Below are 14,217 nucleotides of genomic sequence, written 5' to 3'. Positions count from 1 at the left end.
GCCGGAGCGCACGGCCGGTCGCCGGTGGTGCTCGCCCGGTGCCCTGCGCCGCCCGCCGCCGAAGGGTCGTCAGGACGGTGCGTCAGGTGAGAGAGATGCTCGGGCGGGTCAGGCCCCGCGCGGGACGGTGCGGATGACGGTGCCCTTGACGTCGGTCGAGAGGTAGCCGCCGCCGTAGTCGTCGGACAGGTAGACGGCGATCGAGGGCTTCTCCTCGATGATCTCCGGCCCGATGATCAGATAGCGGCTGGTGGGGTTGGCCACGTTCAGGGTCTGCTCGGCCTTCTTGATCAGGTCCGGCAGGATGTCCCAGTTGTAGAGCTGCAGGTCGGCCAGCTTGTCGCGGGAGGTGAGCGTGGCGCCGGGGGTGCGGGTCGTCCTGCCGTCGCGGTAGGTGATCCGGTCGTAGACGGAAGGGTCCGACGCGGTGGGCGCCTCCGCGATGGCGTACTCGGGGTAGACGACCAGCCGCTTGATCTTGGTGCCGGACATCAGCGGGCGGATCGCGTCGATGGTGGCGCGGACGCCGTCCGGGGTGAGCAGGTTCTGCTTGCCGGCGGGCGGGGCGGCGGGCTTGACGGTCGGTGCGGCGCTGGTGTCGGAACCGCCGCCGGTGGGCGAGACATCGGTGCCGGGGGTGCCGGGGGCGGTGGTGGCCGGGGGCTTGTCGAGGGACTTGGTGTTGGTCCCGGTGCCGTTCGGCCACAACGTCCAGGCGAGCAGGCCGGTCAGGCAGACCGCGACCACCGAGAGGGTCACGACCGCGCCGCGGTGGCGGCGCGCGGGCGCCGGCGGCCGGCCGGGCCCGGTCGGCCCCGCCGGCAGGATGTCGTGCGGCCCGCCCGGGTAAGGGCTGTTCCCGTACGGGTGGTTGCCGGTCGGTCCGCTGTCGTAGGGCGGGGCGGCGTACGGGCCGCTGCTGTACGGGCGGACGTCGTGCCGTCCGCTGTCGTAGGGCGCGCCGGCCACCGGGGCGCCGGAGTACGGGTTCGACGGCTGGGCGGGGTACGCCCCACCACCGGGCTGCCCGCCGGGCTGGGGGTGCGCGGGGGTGAGCGGTCCGGTGAAGTACTGCGGGGTCTCGGCCGGGGCCGGTGCGCCGCCGAAGCCCGCGACCGGGGAGCCGGGGGTCGGCGTGGCGGTCTCGGCCGCGGCGAGGATCCGGTCGATCGTCGCGGCGTCCGGCCGCTGCGCGGGGTTCCTGGCCAGCATCGCCGAGAGCAGCCCGCCCAGCTGCCCGGAGTGGACCGGCGGCGGCAGCGGTTCGTCCAGCACGGCCGCGAGGGTGGCCAGCGAGGTGGCCCGGCGCAGCGGGTGGTGGCCCTCGACCGCCACGTAGAGCAGCATCCCGAGCGACCAGAGGTCGGAGGCCGGGTTGCCCTCCTCGCCGCGGATCCGTTCGGGAGCGATGTACTCCGGGGAGCCGATCAGCGAACCCGTCGCGGTGAGCGCGGTCGCGTCGTGCATCGCCGCGATGCCGAAGTCGGTGAGCACCGGGGTGCCGTCGGTGCGCAGCAGGACGTTGGCGGGCTTCACGTCCCGGTGCTGGATGCCGGCGGCGTGCGCGGCCCGCAGGGCGGCCAGCACGCCGCGGCCGGTCCTGGCCGCCTCCTGCACGCCGAGCGGCCCCCGGGCCAGCCGGTCGGCCAGGCTGCCGCCCGTCACCAGCTCCATCACGAGCCAGGGGTGGGCGTGCTCGGCGCTGTCCACGATGTGGTGGATGACCGCGACGTTGGGATGCTGCAGCCGGGCCAGGGCGCGCGCCTCGCGCAGCACGCGCTCGCGGGTCTCCCGGGCCGCCGTCGGGTCGGCGGCCTCCGTCGCGGGGTCGAGCGCGCGGACCTCCTTGAGCGCGACCTCGCGGTGCAGCGCGTTGTCGCGGGCGCGCCAGACCAGCCCCATGCCACCGCCGCCGAGGCGTTGCAGCAGTTCGAAGCGGCCGTCGATGAGCCGCGTGTCGGGCCCCCCAGTGTTCATGACGGTCATCGTAGGAGACGGGAGTGACGTCCGTGCGCCACGGTGGCGCCGTCGCGGCCGCCCGGGCGGCCGCGATCCGGCCCGCTGAGCCGCGACGGTCCGCGCCCGGGGCAGGCGGCGGGCGACGCGCCGACCGCCGCGGGGGCTCCGTGCCCGGCCCGTCCGTAGGATCCTGCGCATGCCCGCCTATCTGCTGTCCGTCGCCTTCCTGCTGCTCTTCGCCGTCGGTGTGCGGCGCGACCGGCGCCGGTTCGGCAACGCGGTGCTGCTGGGCCTGTCGGTGCTCTTCCTGGCGGCCGGCCTGTTCGGCGAGCTCGCCCGTCTCCCCGACGGCCTGGTGGACGCGGTGCTGGTGGTGATCCCGGCCGCGGCCGGGCTGGGCCTGGTGGCGTCGGCGGTCTTCCTGGTCGCCAACGGGGTCACGATGGTCCGGCAGGAGGGCGGCCGGCTGGCCAATCTGCTCTCGCTGACGGCCGGGCTGGCGATCCTGGTCCTGATCGCCCTGCTGCTGGCCGCGGTGCACTTCGACTCGCGTGCGCTGCGGGCCGTCGCGGGCGGCACCCTGCTGGTGGCGGGGTACCTGGGCTTCCTGTTCCTCTGCTTGCTGGGCTACGCGTTCCTCTACGGACGGCTGACGGTGCGCCGGGAGGTCGACTACGTGCTGGTGCTGGGCGCCGGCCTGGTCGACGGCGACCAGGTGCCGCCGCTGCTGGCGGGCCGGCTGGAGCGGGCGTACGGCATCTACCGGGCGCAGGCCGCCCGTGGGCGGCCGCCGACGGTGATCGTGTCCGGTGGCAAGGGCAGTGACGAGCGGGTGCCGGAGGCGCAGGCGATGGCCGGCCACCTGGTGGCGCTGGGGTGCCCGGCGGAGCGGATCGAGCAGGAGGACCGTTCGCGCAGCACGGAGGAGAACCTGGAGTTCAGCAAGGTGCTGATGGAGCGGCACGGGACGCCGTACCGCTGCGTGGTGGTCACCAACACGTTCCATGTCTTCCGGTCCGCGGTCACCGCCCGCCGGGCCGGGGTGCCGGCCCACGTCCTGGGCGCGCACACCGCGCCGTACTACCGGCCGAGCGCGACGATCCGCGAGTTCGTGGCGGTGCTCGCGCTGTACGGGAGGCTCAACGCGGCGGTCTGCCTGCTGCTGGCCGTGCTCGGTGCGTTGGCCGGCTGGGCGTCCTGACGGGGCGGGGGCTCGCGGTCCGGGTCACGCGGTGCGGGTCACGACGTCGTGGTCACGACGCCTTGGTCACGCAAGGTGCCCGGCCGCGGGTGTGCGGCCGGGCACCTTGCTCCTGGGCCTGCCGGGTCAGGGGCAGTACTCCCAGGCGAGGTGGTAGGTCGTCCGGATGCTGCTGTCGGTCGAGTCCATCGTCATGAAACTGGTGGTCTTGGCCGGGTCCGAGGTGCCGGCGTTGACCCGCAGTTCGGTGTTGATGTTGAAGTTCCGGCTCTCGCCGCAGGGCGCCCAGACCAGCGCGGCGACCGGGACGGTGTCGGTCGCCTGCCAGCTGTCGTCGAGCGCGCCGGTGAACCGGTGGCTCCGCGAGGCGGTCTGGGCCGACCCCTGGAAGTAGTAGTTCGCCTGCTGGATGCCGACGGCGCCCTTTTCCAGGTGCGCGTAGCCGCGGTAGTCGGCGGAGGCGATCGCGTAGGTGAAGCCCTGCGGGACGTGCACCCGCAGGTTGAGCTGGCAGTTCTTGCGGAAGTCGGTCGGCTTGGAGCCGAGGCCGACCTGGGCCATGTAGTCGCTGTACGTGACGGTGAAGGCGGTGCTGTCGGGGGAGACCGCGATGGCGGCCGTCCCCGCCGGACAGCCCGAGCCGTTGACGGTCGCCACGTCGATGACGATCTTGTCCGGCGGGGGCGGGGTGGTCCAGCCGGAGCCCGCTCCGGTGTCCAGTCCGGTGAAGGAGCTGCCGAGCAGGGCGGCTGCGGCGCCGCCGGTGGCGAGCATGCGTACGATCATGGGTTTTCCTTCCGATCGTCCAGGAGTCCCCGGCCGCGGGGGTGGTGCTGCGCGGCGGGACTTGGCGTGTACATGTCAGCACACCGTCACCGTCGACGTACAGAGGGCGATTCCCGGAGGGCCGGAAGCCGCCACGGGGCGGCTCGGCACCCGTGGCGGCCGCCGAGCACCGTCAGCCGGTCAAGCGAGCCGCCGGGCCACGGCCGCAAGGAGCAGGGCGAACGCCGTGACCGCCGCCAGGGCGCGGACGGTGTCGAGCCGCTCCCAGCGCCGGATCCGGTCGTGCCAGTCGAGCGGTGGGGCGCCGGGCGCCCAGTCCAGCAGGGCCTTGTTGATCGGTACCGTGCCGGCGAAGGTGACCACCGTGAAGACCAGCAGGGCGGCCAGAGCGGCGCAGCGCAGGGTGAGGCCCGGCTCGGCCCGGCCCCCGACGGCGGCCGCCACCGTGCTGAGCAGCGCCGGCCCGTACACGGCCGGCACCAGCACCCGCAGCCTCCGGACCAGCGCCTGCCGCAGCCGTATCTGGTCGTACCCGTCGGGGACGTTCAGCGCGCCGCGCACGCCGAAGCGGACCACGAACTCGATGCCGGCGAGCAGCCCGGCGAAGAACAGATTGACGATGTCGAGGCTGTGCACGGGGTGTCCTTCGTTCCGTGGTCGGTGCCCGTCCCGTCCCGGGCCGGTGTGGCCGGATGTGGAGGGCGCGCCGGGGTACGTGCTGGGGGCGTGCGAAGTCGGATGCGCGCCGTGGGTGCTCAGGCCCGTTGCCGGGTGGCCGTGAAGGGGAGCGACATCGTCGCCGCCTCGATCGTGCCGCTCATGGCATCGCCCGTGACCGCGGCGGTGCACCGGACCGTCATCGGGAACGGTGAGGTCAGGCGGGCCGTGAAGGTGACCTCCGCGCCGTCCGCGCCGGCCCGGGCCGCCTCGATCGCGCGGCCGTCCAGGGTGCCGGTCAGCTCGCCGTCCCGGGTGCCGCCGGCCGGGTGGAGGATCAGTTCGGCCCGCTTGGTGCCGCCCGGCGTGCGGAAGGTGACGGTCCAGCCGCCGACGGCCGACGCCTCCCCCGGGGTGGGCATGGCGTGCCGGAGCCGGTACTCCGCGGCCGCCCGCTTGTACCTCTCCCCGGCGGCCGCCTGGTCCGGGATGTCCGCGGGGTCCGGCTCGGAGTCGGCGAAGAAGCCGTCGAGCGCCTGGTTCGCGCCCACCGCGAGCGGGCCGGAGCGGCCCAGCATGACCGACTCGTAGCGGGCGACGGCGGTGTCGACGTCGGCTTCCTCGGCGAGCGCCCGGGCCAGCTCGGCGCCGTCGAGCAGGGCGAGGTTCATACCGTACCCGCCGAAGGGTGACATCAGGTGGGCGGCGTCACCGAGCAGGGTCGCGCCGGCCGTGTGCTCCCAGGCGAGGGGGGCCGGCAGGGCGTGCAGCGCCCGGTTGCCGAAGGCCTCGGCCTCGGTGATGAAGGGCAGCAACTCGGCGGCCCAGCCGTCGAACTCCCGGAGCAGGTGGCGCCGTACGGCGGCGGTGTCGGTGAGGTCCACGCCGGCCTCGGTGTGCCAGTCGAGCCCGGTGCGCAGGCCGATGAGACCCCGCACGACACCGTTGCTGTTGCGCTGGCCGATGATGGCACGGCCGTTCCGGCCGTTGGCGAACATGTGGCCGTCGCCGACGAGTTCGGCGATCTCGGGGTGTCGGGTGTCGACGTCCTCGAAGCGGACGTCGAGGAACGAGACGCCGCTGTACACCGGCACCGCGCCGGTCAGCAGGGGCCGCACCCGGGACCACGCGCCGTCCGCCCCGATGACGAGATCCGTCTCCTCGGTGGCGCCGTCGGCGAAGCGGAGGCGGTGGGCACCGCCGCCGAGCGGGGTCGCGCCCACCAGTTTGCGGCCCCAACGCACCGTGCCGGGCCGTACCCGGCCGGCCAGCAGCTCGCGCAGTTGCCCGCGGTCGATCTCGGGCGCGGCGTCCTCGTCCGGGCCGGGGAGGTACTCGGCGAGCACGGTGCCGTGCTGGTCGAGGGTGCGCTTCGCCTGGCCCTCGATGCGGGCGACGGCTCGGAACGCGTCCAGGAGTCCGGCCGTCTCCAGGGCGATCTGGCCGGTGTCGGCGTGCAGGTCGAGGGTGCCGCCGGCGTCGCGCGCGGTGGGGGAGGCGTCGGCGTCGTGGACGGTGACCTCGATGCCGTGGCGCTGCAGGACGCGGGCGCACAGCAGGCCTCCCGGGCCGGCGCCGATGACGGATATCCGTGGGGTGCGGTTCTTCATGAGGGGACTCCGGGTCGTTGTTTCGGTGGTGGCGGCCGCCGTGGATCGGCGGGGACCGCCGGTGGCAGGCGTGGCAGGCGTGGCAGGCGGGTGTGACGGGCGGGCCGTACGCCCCCAATAGTTACTGTCACTAAAAAAGTACTGTAGCAGAAAGGTTCTAGGGGCTGGATTATCCTTGCGGCATGAACCCACGCACAGTCGACTGGTCCGCCGGGCGCCCCGCCCACGACGCGGCCGGCCGGGCCGAGGGCCTGCGCGAACGCAAGAAGCGCCTGATGCGCCAGCAACTGTCCGACACGGCCACCGAGATGTTCGTGGAACGGGGTTTCGAAGCCGTCCGCGTCGCCGAGGTCGCCGCCGCCTGCGGAGTGTCCGAGAAGACCGTCTTCAACTACTTCCCGACCAAGGAATCGCTGGTCCTCGACCTGCCGGAGGTGACCATGGCCGCCCTGCGTACGGAGCTGGCGCGGCCGGACCGCACTCCCGTCGACGCGGCTCTGGCGGTCCTCGAGGACGAACTCGGCGCACTGACCTCCTGGCTGGAGCAGCACGAGGACCCGGCCCGGGCCGCCGCCCGGCTGCGGCAGTTCGGCGCGATGATCCTGGCCACGCCGTCCCTGCGGGCCCATCAGCGCGACATGACGGACCAGCTGGTCGCCGCGGCGGCCGAAACCCTCGCCGAACGGGCCGGGGCCGGCCCGGAGGATCCGGAGCCGCAGATCGCGGCCACCGCCCTGCTCGGCCTCTGGCCGATCCAGTTCAGGGCGCTGCGCACGCACCTGGACGGCACCCGGACGCCCGCGCAGGTCCGCGCGGCGGTCACCGCCGACGTGCTCCGCGCGGCGAACCTCCTCGCGGCCGGGCTCGACGGCTGGGCGCCCACCGGTACGGGGCCCACGGCGGCGCAGCGGTAGCGCGGCGGAGGGGGCTGGGGGCGTCCGCCGACGGGGCGAGCTCCCCCGCCGGGCGGGCCGGGCCCGCGCAGGTCCGCCCCCGGTCGGCGCGGGCCGGCCGGCGCGCGCCCTGAATTCGCCCATTCGGCTGCGGAGGGTGACCGCTCGGGAGCATTGTGCATGCATGACTGAGTACGGCGAGGACGTTCCCGGCTACCGGACGATCAGGGTGGGAGCCTCGCAGGCCCCGGTCGCGGACCTGGCGGACCTGGCGGCCTGGCAGGCGAGGGAGCCCTACCCCGAGGTCCTGTCGGCCGGACACCCGGTCTTCGGCGTGGCCCACGAGCGCGAGCAGGGCGGATGGGAGCTGCACGCCGGTTTCGGCTGCATGACGCCGCAGGGCTCCCGCGAGAACATGTCGATGGCCTTCCGGCGGCTGGCCGCCCGGGCCGAGCAGGACGGCGACCGGGCGGCGCAGCGGGAGTGCCTGCGCGCGGCGGAGCACCTGGACCGGGAGAAGACCGACGAGATGACCGTCCTCGGCACCCGCTACCGGGTGGTGCGGGCCGAGCGGTTCGTCCGGACCGGGCCGGACGGCCCCGAGCCGCCCCGCTCCACCGATCCGGACCCGGTCCTGCCCGCCCGATCGGTCCGGGCGCACGACCCGGCCGCCGGGTTCGTCATCGACCCGACCGTGCCGACCGGCATGTCCGAGGCGATCCTGAAGGCCGAACTGCTGGCGCTGGTCCGGGCGGCGGGTACGGTGCCGGCCCCGGTCCGCAGGGACTCGCGATCGGCCGCCCGCTCGCACCCCGGCGGGGTCCTGCTGCCGGCCGCGTTCATGGTCGCGGAGCGGATCGGCGGGCAGTGGGCACCGGAGTCGCACACGGACTCCAGCACCCCGCAGGGCGCCCGGGACTCCCTCGCCCTGGGCCTGCGGGTGATGGACCCGGTCCGTCGCGGGCTCTCCGCGGCCGAGCGGGTCGAGTACGCCCGCGCCGCCGACCGGCTCGACCAGGAGCGCGGCTCCGACCTGCGGGTCGTCGGCCGCCTGCTCCGGGTGGTCCGGACCGAACGGCTGATGCGGATCGGCCCGGACGGTCCCGAGGGCCCCCGCCCCAGCGACTTCGACCCGGAACTGCCCGTCCTGGAGCAGGACCGTCAGCTCCGCGAGCAGGGCGACGGTCCGGACGAGGACACTCCGATCGAACTCGACGAGGCGAACCAGGAGTTGGCCCGTCTCTTCGACGCCGAGGAACGGCGCCGGCGGGAGCGCCCGGGCCGCTCCTGACCGGAACCCGCTGAGAAGACGGGCCGGGTGGCGGCGGGCCCGGACACCCGTCGGGGTCCGCCACCGTCCGCCCGGCCCGGCCCGGCCCGGTACGCGCACGGGCAGCAGCACGGGCACCCGCACCGGCGGAGGCGTCGCTGCCCGCCGTCAGTGCACCGCCCCCATGCCGGTGATCCGCGGCCGGACGCCCTCCGCCGCGGCCTCGTCGAGAGCCACTGCCTCCGGCCCGCTCCCGGCCGGCGCCCCGGTGGCCGCTGCGCCCACGCCGACGGCTGCTCCCACCCCGACCGCCCCGTTCACCGCGGCCACCGCCCCCGCCCCGGCCGCGACCGGGCCCGCCTCCGCCGCCGGGACCGGCAGCGGAGTGGAGAGGAGTACCCGGGACTCCGGCGCCTGCAGGGTCGGGAGCGGGCAGCCCGCGGTGATCCACTCCATGGCGATCTCGCGCCCGTCCTTGCCGGTACTTGGCACCACGGCGCGGAACGCCCGCCCCATCGAACCGCTCGGCGCGAGCAGGTCGGTGACGAAGCTGCTCTGCTCCGGGCGCCCGGGCGTGACCAGCCGGTTGTCCGGGTGCGCGATCGCCGCCAGCAGTGAGCCGGTCGGCTGGGTGAACCACCAGGCGACGGTGTCCTTCCGGGTCGCCGACGGGTCCATCGGGTCCGGCCCGGTGAGGACGGAGCCGATGTGCCCGGCGGTGCCGGTCTGCCGGGGCCGCAGGGTGTCGACGAGGCGGATCATCGCCTCCAGCGGCGAGAGCACCGGGGGAGCGACCGGCGGCCCGGCGGTGAGGGAGCGGGTCCACTCCCGCCACAGCTCCAGCTCGCCCTCGGTGAAGACCTTGTACATGGGCCCGGTGAAGGCGGTCAGTTCGAAGAACGGGCTGCCCTCCGGGTCGCCGGGAAGGATCAGCCCCGACTCCTGCAACTGTCCCAGCAGCCCGTAGGGGTCCAGGAACCAGTCGTTGAGCCGGTTGTCACCCAGCTGCTTCCCGTCGTGGTTGACCGAGGCGTACGGAGCCTTGCGGAGGATCAGCTCGACCAGCCGGTCCTGCGGGGTGGGCGGGTTGAGCGCCAGCCCGGTCAGGTCCTCGCCGAGGGTGCCGGTGATCTGGAACGCCACGTAGCCGTTCCAGATCCGCTGCCACTGCTGCTGCACGGCCTCGTCGCCGCCGGCGTCGTAGATCGCCTCCAGGTAGCGCGCGACCGCGTCGCGGGCCTTGGCACCGTGCCCGGAGGCCGCGTTGTCGATGCCGACGTGCATCTTGTAGAACTGCGAGTTGATCCCGTAGTAGTCGAACAGCTCCACCGTGGGCTTGATCCCGACCACCTCCCACTCCAGCTGCAGCGTCATGCCCAGGATCTCCGGGAAGAACCGCTCGGAGTAGAGCGAGATCGCCAGCTGGAAGGCGCTGACGGTGTAGGCCGAGTCGAGCATGTCGGGCAGCATCGCGAAGTCGTAGGAGTCGACCGGCGGCAGGTACAGGCCCACGCTGCGCAGCAGGTCGTTGTAGAGGTTCGAGTGGTTGAGGGCCGGGTCGCCGCCGCCGACCTCGTCCACCCAGATCGAGAACAGCAGGGCGTGGATGTCGCTGATCGGGCCGACCGGGGTGGCGTTGCGCAGCCAGGCGCCGTCGAGCAGGTTGAAGGGCGCGAACTGCCGGATCCGCTCGATCAGCGCGGGCCGGTTGCGGAAGGTCGGGTCCTGCGCCGGTGCGGAGTTCTCGGCCTGCTGGACCAGCCTGGTGTAGATCAGCTGCAGGCGGGCCTCGAACGCCTCCTGGGTGTACCGGAACGGGCGCAGGGTCAGCGGCAGCAGCGGATCGGCCTGCTTGGCGACCGCGCCCGCGAGCACGCCCTCCACGTACTGGGCGGCGGCCTCGACCTGCTTCGGGAACCGGTCGGGGTGCTGGAGCATGTAGAACCACTCGCGGTCGGTGAGCCCGACCCGCTCGGCGCGCTCGGTCTCCACCAGCACGGTCTCGCCGGCGGTGCCGGTGCGGGCGACCACGAAGCCGAGGCTGCTCCACTTCTCGACCATCTCGTTGTCGCCCGCGTGCTCCCGCAGGACGCGCCAGCGCCGGTTCATCCGCTCCAGGTAGGCGCGGGTGGTCTCGCTCGGGCGCCGCTCGAGTTCTGGGCGGTAGACCGCCTGGGTCCCGACGCCGCGGGCCCAGGGCCTGCGGTAGGCGTCCGGCTCGCCGGGCTGCCCGGAGGAGCCGGCGGCCCGGACCAGGTTGCGGTACTGCTCCTCCGGCAGTACGTCGTCCGGGCGCTGGGCGGGCCACCAGTAGGTGTTGCACTCGTAGAAGTCGGCCTGCCAGGGCACGGCCATGTGCTTGGTCACGTCCCCGGCGGCGAGGCCCTCGCGGAGCCGGAACGCCCCGGCCCAGGTCGCCGGGTCGTCGGCGATGTACGTCATCTCGATACCGGGGAAGAACGGCCCTCCGACGCACGGCTCGAGGGCTGCCCGGACCAGCGCGTGCGGCTGTTCGGCGAGCGGCAGGTCGGGCAGGGGGGCGGGCCCGGCGGTGGTCGCGGCGGTGGGGTCGAAGTCCGCGACGAAGTCGCCGGCGGCCCAGCGGCGCAGCCGTTCGTACTGGCCGGGCAGCAGGGTGAACCAGGTGCGGGGCTTGCCCTCGGTCGGGCTGCCGTCGTCGCCGGCGAGCTGCGGCATGAACGCGAAGTTCGCCTGGGTGACGTCCTCCACGGCGGGGGTGCGCAGCCGGTGGAAGACGGTGCCTCGTACCACCGCGTCGTCGGAGGCGTCGGAGGCCAGCCGGGCCAGCAGTCCGGGATCGAGGAAGTCGCCCTGCTCGCCCGGGCCGTGGCCGCGCAGGGCGTTGAGGTTGACCCACTGGTAGCCGCTGATCCGGGTCAGCAGCGGCAGGACGTCGCGGGTGAACGACACCTCCGGCGGCGCCGTCAGCCAGCCCTCGCCCTCGGCGACCTCGCGGGCCACGTCGTAGAGGGTGACCAGGTTCGTGGTGTCGGGGGCGAAGTCGGGCGGCGCGACGAGCACCCAGGCGGGGGTCACGGGGATGCTCCGCCCGCCGGGCACGGTCACGGTGGCGGTCACCGGGCCGTCGGAGGTGTCGTCGTGCCAGAAGTCGTTGTTGGCGTAGGTGGTGAGCGGATTGTCGGGTTTCGCGCTGGCCGAGTGCCCGTGGCCGCCGAGCACCAGCAGCCGGCCGTCCTCGTCGGTGCGCAGTTCCCCGAGCGGCACGGGGATGCCGAGGAAGGTGCCGGTGTCGAAACGGGCCTCGCTGCCGTCCGCGTCCGCTCCGCGCACGCTGCGCGGCCCCGGGGCGATCACCAGGGTGGCGCGGGCCGCCGGGTCGGCGGGGTCGACGGACCGGTTGCGCAGGTTGTCGGGCGACTCGGAGCGGTTGAAGCGGCCGTGGAACCGGTACCAGGCGGCCTTCGCGTTGGTGAGCTCGGCGGTCCAGGTGATCTCGGCGTCGTCGGCGGTCACCTCGCCCAGGACGGTGCCGTCCTTGTCGTAGCCGTAGAGCCGGAAGCGCGCGGCCTGGCGTTTGACCCGCCCCTCGGCGTCCTTGAAGCCGCCCTCGGGGTGCGCCCCGCCGCCGGGTGTTTCCGGGCCGACGAAGTAGCCGCCCGGACTGTTGCCGACGCGGGCGACGCCGATGGTGGGGTGGATCTCGCAGTAGGCGATGTCTTCCAGGTTCACAGCGGCCTCCAGGCGGGGACACGGCGGTCACGACCCAGAGCACGGCGTCCGTCCGGGGTCCGCGGATCTGTGGGGGACCGCACCGGGCTCTGACGATGCGTCATAAGGATCGCATACGTACGAACTGGTCGGGCGTCGCCACGCCCGAGCTCCACCCGGCGGCCTCCCGGGCCGGGGCGACGGCCCTGAGGAGTGGGGCGGCCTTCGAGGCGAGCGAACCGGAGTGATTCAGTCCACTCATACCGGATTGGCCCTGTCCGGCGGAGCTGCCACGCGGCCAGAATCGGCAGTGATCATGGCACGGAGCAAGGAGTACGGGATGGACGCGACGGACGGCATGTCGGCGGTGCGGCGGGCCTACCTGGAGACGGCGCGGACCGCCCGGGACCTGCTCGCCGAACCCGCCGTCGCCGCCGCCTGGCACGCACCCGGCGCGCTGGACCTGATGACCGTCGGGGACCTGGCCGGCCACCTCGCCGGACAGACCTTCCTCGTCCCCCAGGTCCTCGCCGAACCCGTCCCCGCCGCCCACCGGGCCCCGCTGCCGCTGCTCGACTACTACGCCGCCGTCCGCTGGATCGGCTCCGCACCCGACCACCCCGTCAACCTCCGGATCCGCCGCGCCGGTGCCGAGGCCGGTGCCGAGGGCCCGCAGGCCCTGGCCGCCCGGACCACCGCCACGGTGGACGCGCTGCGCCGCACCCTGCCCGCCGAACCGCCCGACCGCCTGGTCCACCTGCCCCGGGGCCCGTGGACCCTTCGGCTCGACGACTTCCTGGTCAGCCGCATGATGGAACTCGCCGTCCACACCGACGACCTCGCCTTCAGTGTCGGCCTGCCCACCCCGCCGATCCCCGCCGCCGGCCTCGACACCGTGATCCGCCTCCTGACCCGGCTCTCCGTCCGCCGCCACGGCCCGACCGCCCTGCTCCGCACCCTCGCCCGGGCCGAGCGGGCCCCGGCCACGGTGGCGGCGTTCTGACCTCCGGCCGCCTGCCGGACGGTCGGACCGAGGCCGGCCCGCTGCCGGCCGCCTCGACGGAGCCGGCCGTCCGGGACGGCCTCGACCGGCCCCGGGCCGGGCCCGCGCGGGAACCACCGGCACCGCTCCGGTCGTCACAGTGCCGAGGGCAGCACCGGTATGCCGTACCTTGGGCGGCTGCCGCAGTGAACCGAACCGAAAGGCCGTCAGCCGTGTCCCCTTACGACTCGTACGGTGCGCAGCAGCAGTCGGGCCCGCCGCGCCGGCCCGCCCCGGCCTGGTGGTGGCTGCCCGAGCAGGAGCGCCGGCGGCGGAAGGAGCAGCGCCGCCTTCGGCAGGAGCACCGGAGGCGGAACAGGAAGAGCGACCGGGACTGCTGCGACGGCTGCGACTGCCTCGGCGAACTGGCCGATCCGTGCATGATCGCGCTGATCCCGGTGATGCTGCTGTCCGCGCTGAAGGCCGCCACGGGTGCGGCCACCGGCCGGCGCGGCACCCGGGCGGCGGACCCGGCGGCGCCCGCCCCGGACGGGGTGCTGGCGGCCGGGATGTACGGCGCGGTGCACTATTACCGCACCCGGATCAGCCCGGGCCGCGCCCCGCGCTGCCCGTACACGCCGTCCTGCTCCACGTACGCCGTGCAGGCGCTGCACCGGCACGGGGCGGTCCGAGGTGCCCGGCTGACGGTCGGCCGGCTGGTGCGCTGCCGCCCCGGTACGAAGGGCGGGTCGGACCCGGTGCCGGGTCGCTGACGGCCCGGGGTGTCGACGGGTCTGCCGGTGTGCCGCCGCTGATGGACCGGGGGCGGGATGTCCGCGGCGGTGGACCGGCTCGACGGGGCGGCGCCGGTGCTGCCCTTCGAGCCGAACGGCACCGCGGAGAACGGGGTGGACGGTCCGTCGGCCCGCGCGTTCGACGGCCTGACACCCGGCCGTTCGTGGCCGCCCCGTGGTCGACCCGGCGGCGGGCGCCGCAGGTCCGGCGGGCCCGTGGGCTGCCCTGGCCCGCCGGACCCCGTTCAGATGTCTATACAGGTTGGGGACCGCCATCGGTCATCGAGCCGTTACCCAACACCTCGTCCATGGTCACCTTGGGGCCATAGACATAACGGGTCTGGACCAAGCAGACGGCCAGCACCGTGATCGAGG

General features: G+C 74.3%; 10 protein-coding genes. 5 read left to right on the top strand and 5 right to left on the bottom strand.

Annotated features, from left to right (window positions below):
* Positions 1-108 precede the first annotated feature (108 nt).
* Positions 109-1,977 carry a serine/threonine protein kinase gene (locus OG689_RS01625; protein ID WP_266316876.1) on the bottom strand — a complete coding sequence of 623 codons (1,869 nt, stop codon included), beginning with the start codon at positions 1,975-1,977 and terminating at the stop codon, positions 109-111.
* Positions 1,978-2,155: 178 nt separating this feature from the next.
* Here OG689_RS01625 and OG689_RS01620 point away from each other — a divergent pair, with 178 nt between their 5' ends.
* Positions 2,156-3,160 (top strand): YdcF family protein, encoded by a 1,005-nt coding sequence (locus OG689_RS01620; RefSeq protein ID WP_266316874.1) that lies wholly within the window; start codon positions 2,156-2,158, stop codon positions 3,158-3,160.
* Between the two features lie 126 nt (positions 3,161-3,286).
* On the opposite strand, the gene OG689_RS01615 is transcribed toward OG689_RS01620, so the two are convergent.
* From OG689_RS01615 to OG689_RS01605, 3 genes are all read right to left on the bottom strand, one after another.
* A complete protein-coding gene (locus OG689_RS01615) occupies positions 3,287-3,943 on the bottom strand; it encodes a DUF4360 domain-containing protein (protein ID WP_266326788.1) in 657 nt (218 codons plus the stop codon).
* A gap of 183 nt (positions 3,944-4,126) precedes the next feature.
* A complete protein-coding gene (locus tag OG689_RS01610; protein ID WP_266316872.1) occupies positions 4,127-4,582 on the bottom strand; it encodes an anthrone oxygenase family protein in 456 nt (151 codons plus the stop codon).
* A 119-nt stretch (positions 4,583-4,701) separates the two neighbouring features.
* Positions 4,702-6,213 (bottom strand): NAD(P)/FAD-dependent oxidoreductase, encoded by a 1,512-nt coding sequence (locus OG689_RS01605; protein ID WP_266316870.1) that lies wholly within the window; start codon positions 6,211-6,213, stop codon positions 4,702-4,704.
* Between the two features lie 182 nt (positions 6,214-6,395).
* Here OG689_RS01605 and OG689_RS01600 point away from each other — a divergent pair, with 182 nt between their 5' ends.
* A complete protein-coding gene (locus OG689_RS01600; protein ID WP_266316869.1) occupies positions 6,396-7,127 on the top strand; it encodes a TetR family transcriptional regulator in 732 nt (243 codons plus the stop codon).
* Between the two features lie 163 nt (positions 7,128-7,290).
* Positions 7,291-8,397, top strand: a complete 1,107-nt coding sequence (locus tag OG689_RS01595; RefSeq protein WP_266316867.1) for a DUF5954 family protein — start codon at positions 7,291-7,293, stop codon at positions 8,395-8,397.
* A 147-nt stretch (positions 8,398-8,544) separates the two neighbouring features.
* On the opposite strand, the gene OG689_RS01590 is transcribed toward OG689_RS01595, so the two are convergent.
* The gene (locus tag OG689_RS01590; protein WP_266316866.1) at positions 8,545-12,087 is read right to left on the bottom strand and encodes a LodA/GoxA family CTQ-dependent oxidase; all 3,543 of its coding nucleotides are present in this window, start codon (positions 12,085-12,087) and stop codon (positions 8,545-8,547) included.
* A 295-nt stretch (positions 12,088-12,382) separates the two neighbouring features.
* On the opposite strand from OG689_RS01590, the gene OG689_RS01585 reads away from it, so the two are divergent.
* Positions 12,383-13,069: a maleylpyruvate isomerase N-terminal domain-containing protein gene (locus OG689_RS01585; RefSeq protein ID WP_266316864.1), complete on the top strand. Its 687-nt coding sequence runs from the start codon at positions 12,383-12,385 to the stop codon at positions 13,067-13,069.
* Between the two features lie 212 nt (positions 13,070-13,281).
* Entirely contained in the window at positions 13,282-13,821 is a 540-nt protein-coding gene (yidD, locus tag OG689_RS01580; RefSeq protein WP_266316862.1) for a membrane protein insertion efficiency factor YidD, read from the top strand.
* Positions 13,822-14,217 lie beyond the last annotated feature (396 nt).

This window comes from Kitasatospora sp. NBC_00240 (assembly GCF_026342405.1).
Classification (GTDB): domain Bacteria; phylum Actinomycetota; class Actinomycetes; order Streptomycetales; family Streptomycetaceae; genus Kitasatospora.
The sequence above is the reverse complement of the archived record's forward strand: the minus strand, read 5'-3'. Positions and strand labels throughout refer to the sequence as shown.

What these genes read in the sequence shown, in the direction of transcription:
- OG689_RS01625 (WP_266316876.1), bottom strand. Translation starts at nt 1,977, where the DNA reads ATGAACACTGGGGGGCCCGACACGCGGCTCATCGACGGCCGCTTCGAA.
- OG689_RS01620 (WP_266316874.1), top strand. Translation starts at nt 2,156, where the DNA reads ATGCCCGCCTATCTGCTGTCCGTCGCCTTCCTGCTGCTCTTCGCCGTC.
- OG689_RS01605 (WP_266316870.1), bottom strand. Translation starts at nt 6,213, where the DNA reads ATGAAGAACCGCACCCCACGGATATCCGTCATCGGCGCCGGCCCGGGA.
- OG689_RS01600 (WP_266316869.1), top strand. Translation starts at nt 6,396, where the DNA reads ATGAACCCACGCACAGTCGACTGGTCCGCCGGGCGCCCCGCCCACGAC.
- OG689_RS01595 (WP_266316867.1), top strand. Translation starts at nt 7,291, where the DNA reads ATGACTGAGTACGGCGAGGACGTTCCCGGCTACCGGACGATCAGGGTG.
- OG689_RS01585 (WP_266316864.1), top strand. Translation starts at nt 12,383, where the DNA reads ATGGCACGGAGCAAGGAGTACGGGATGGACGCGACGGACGGCATGTCG.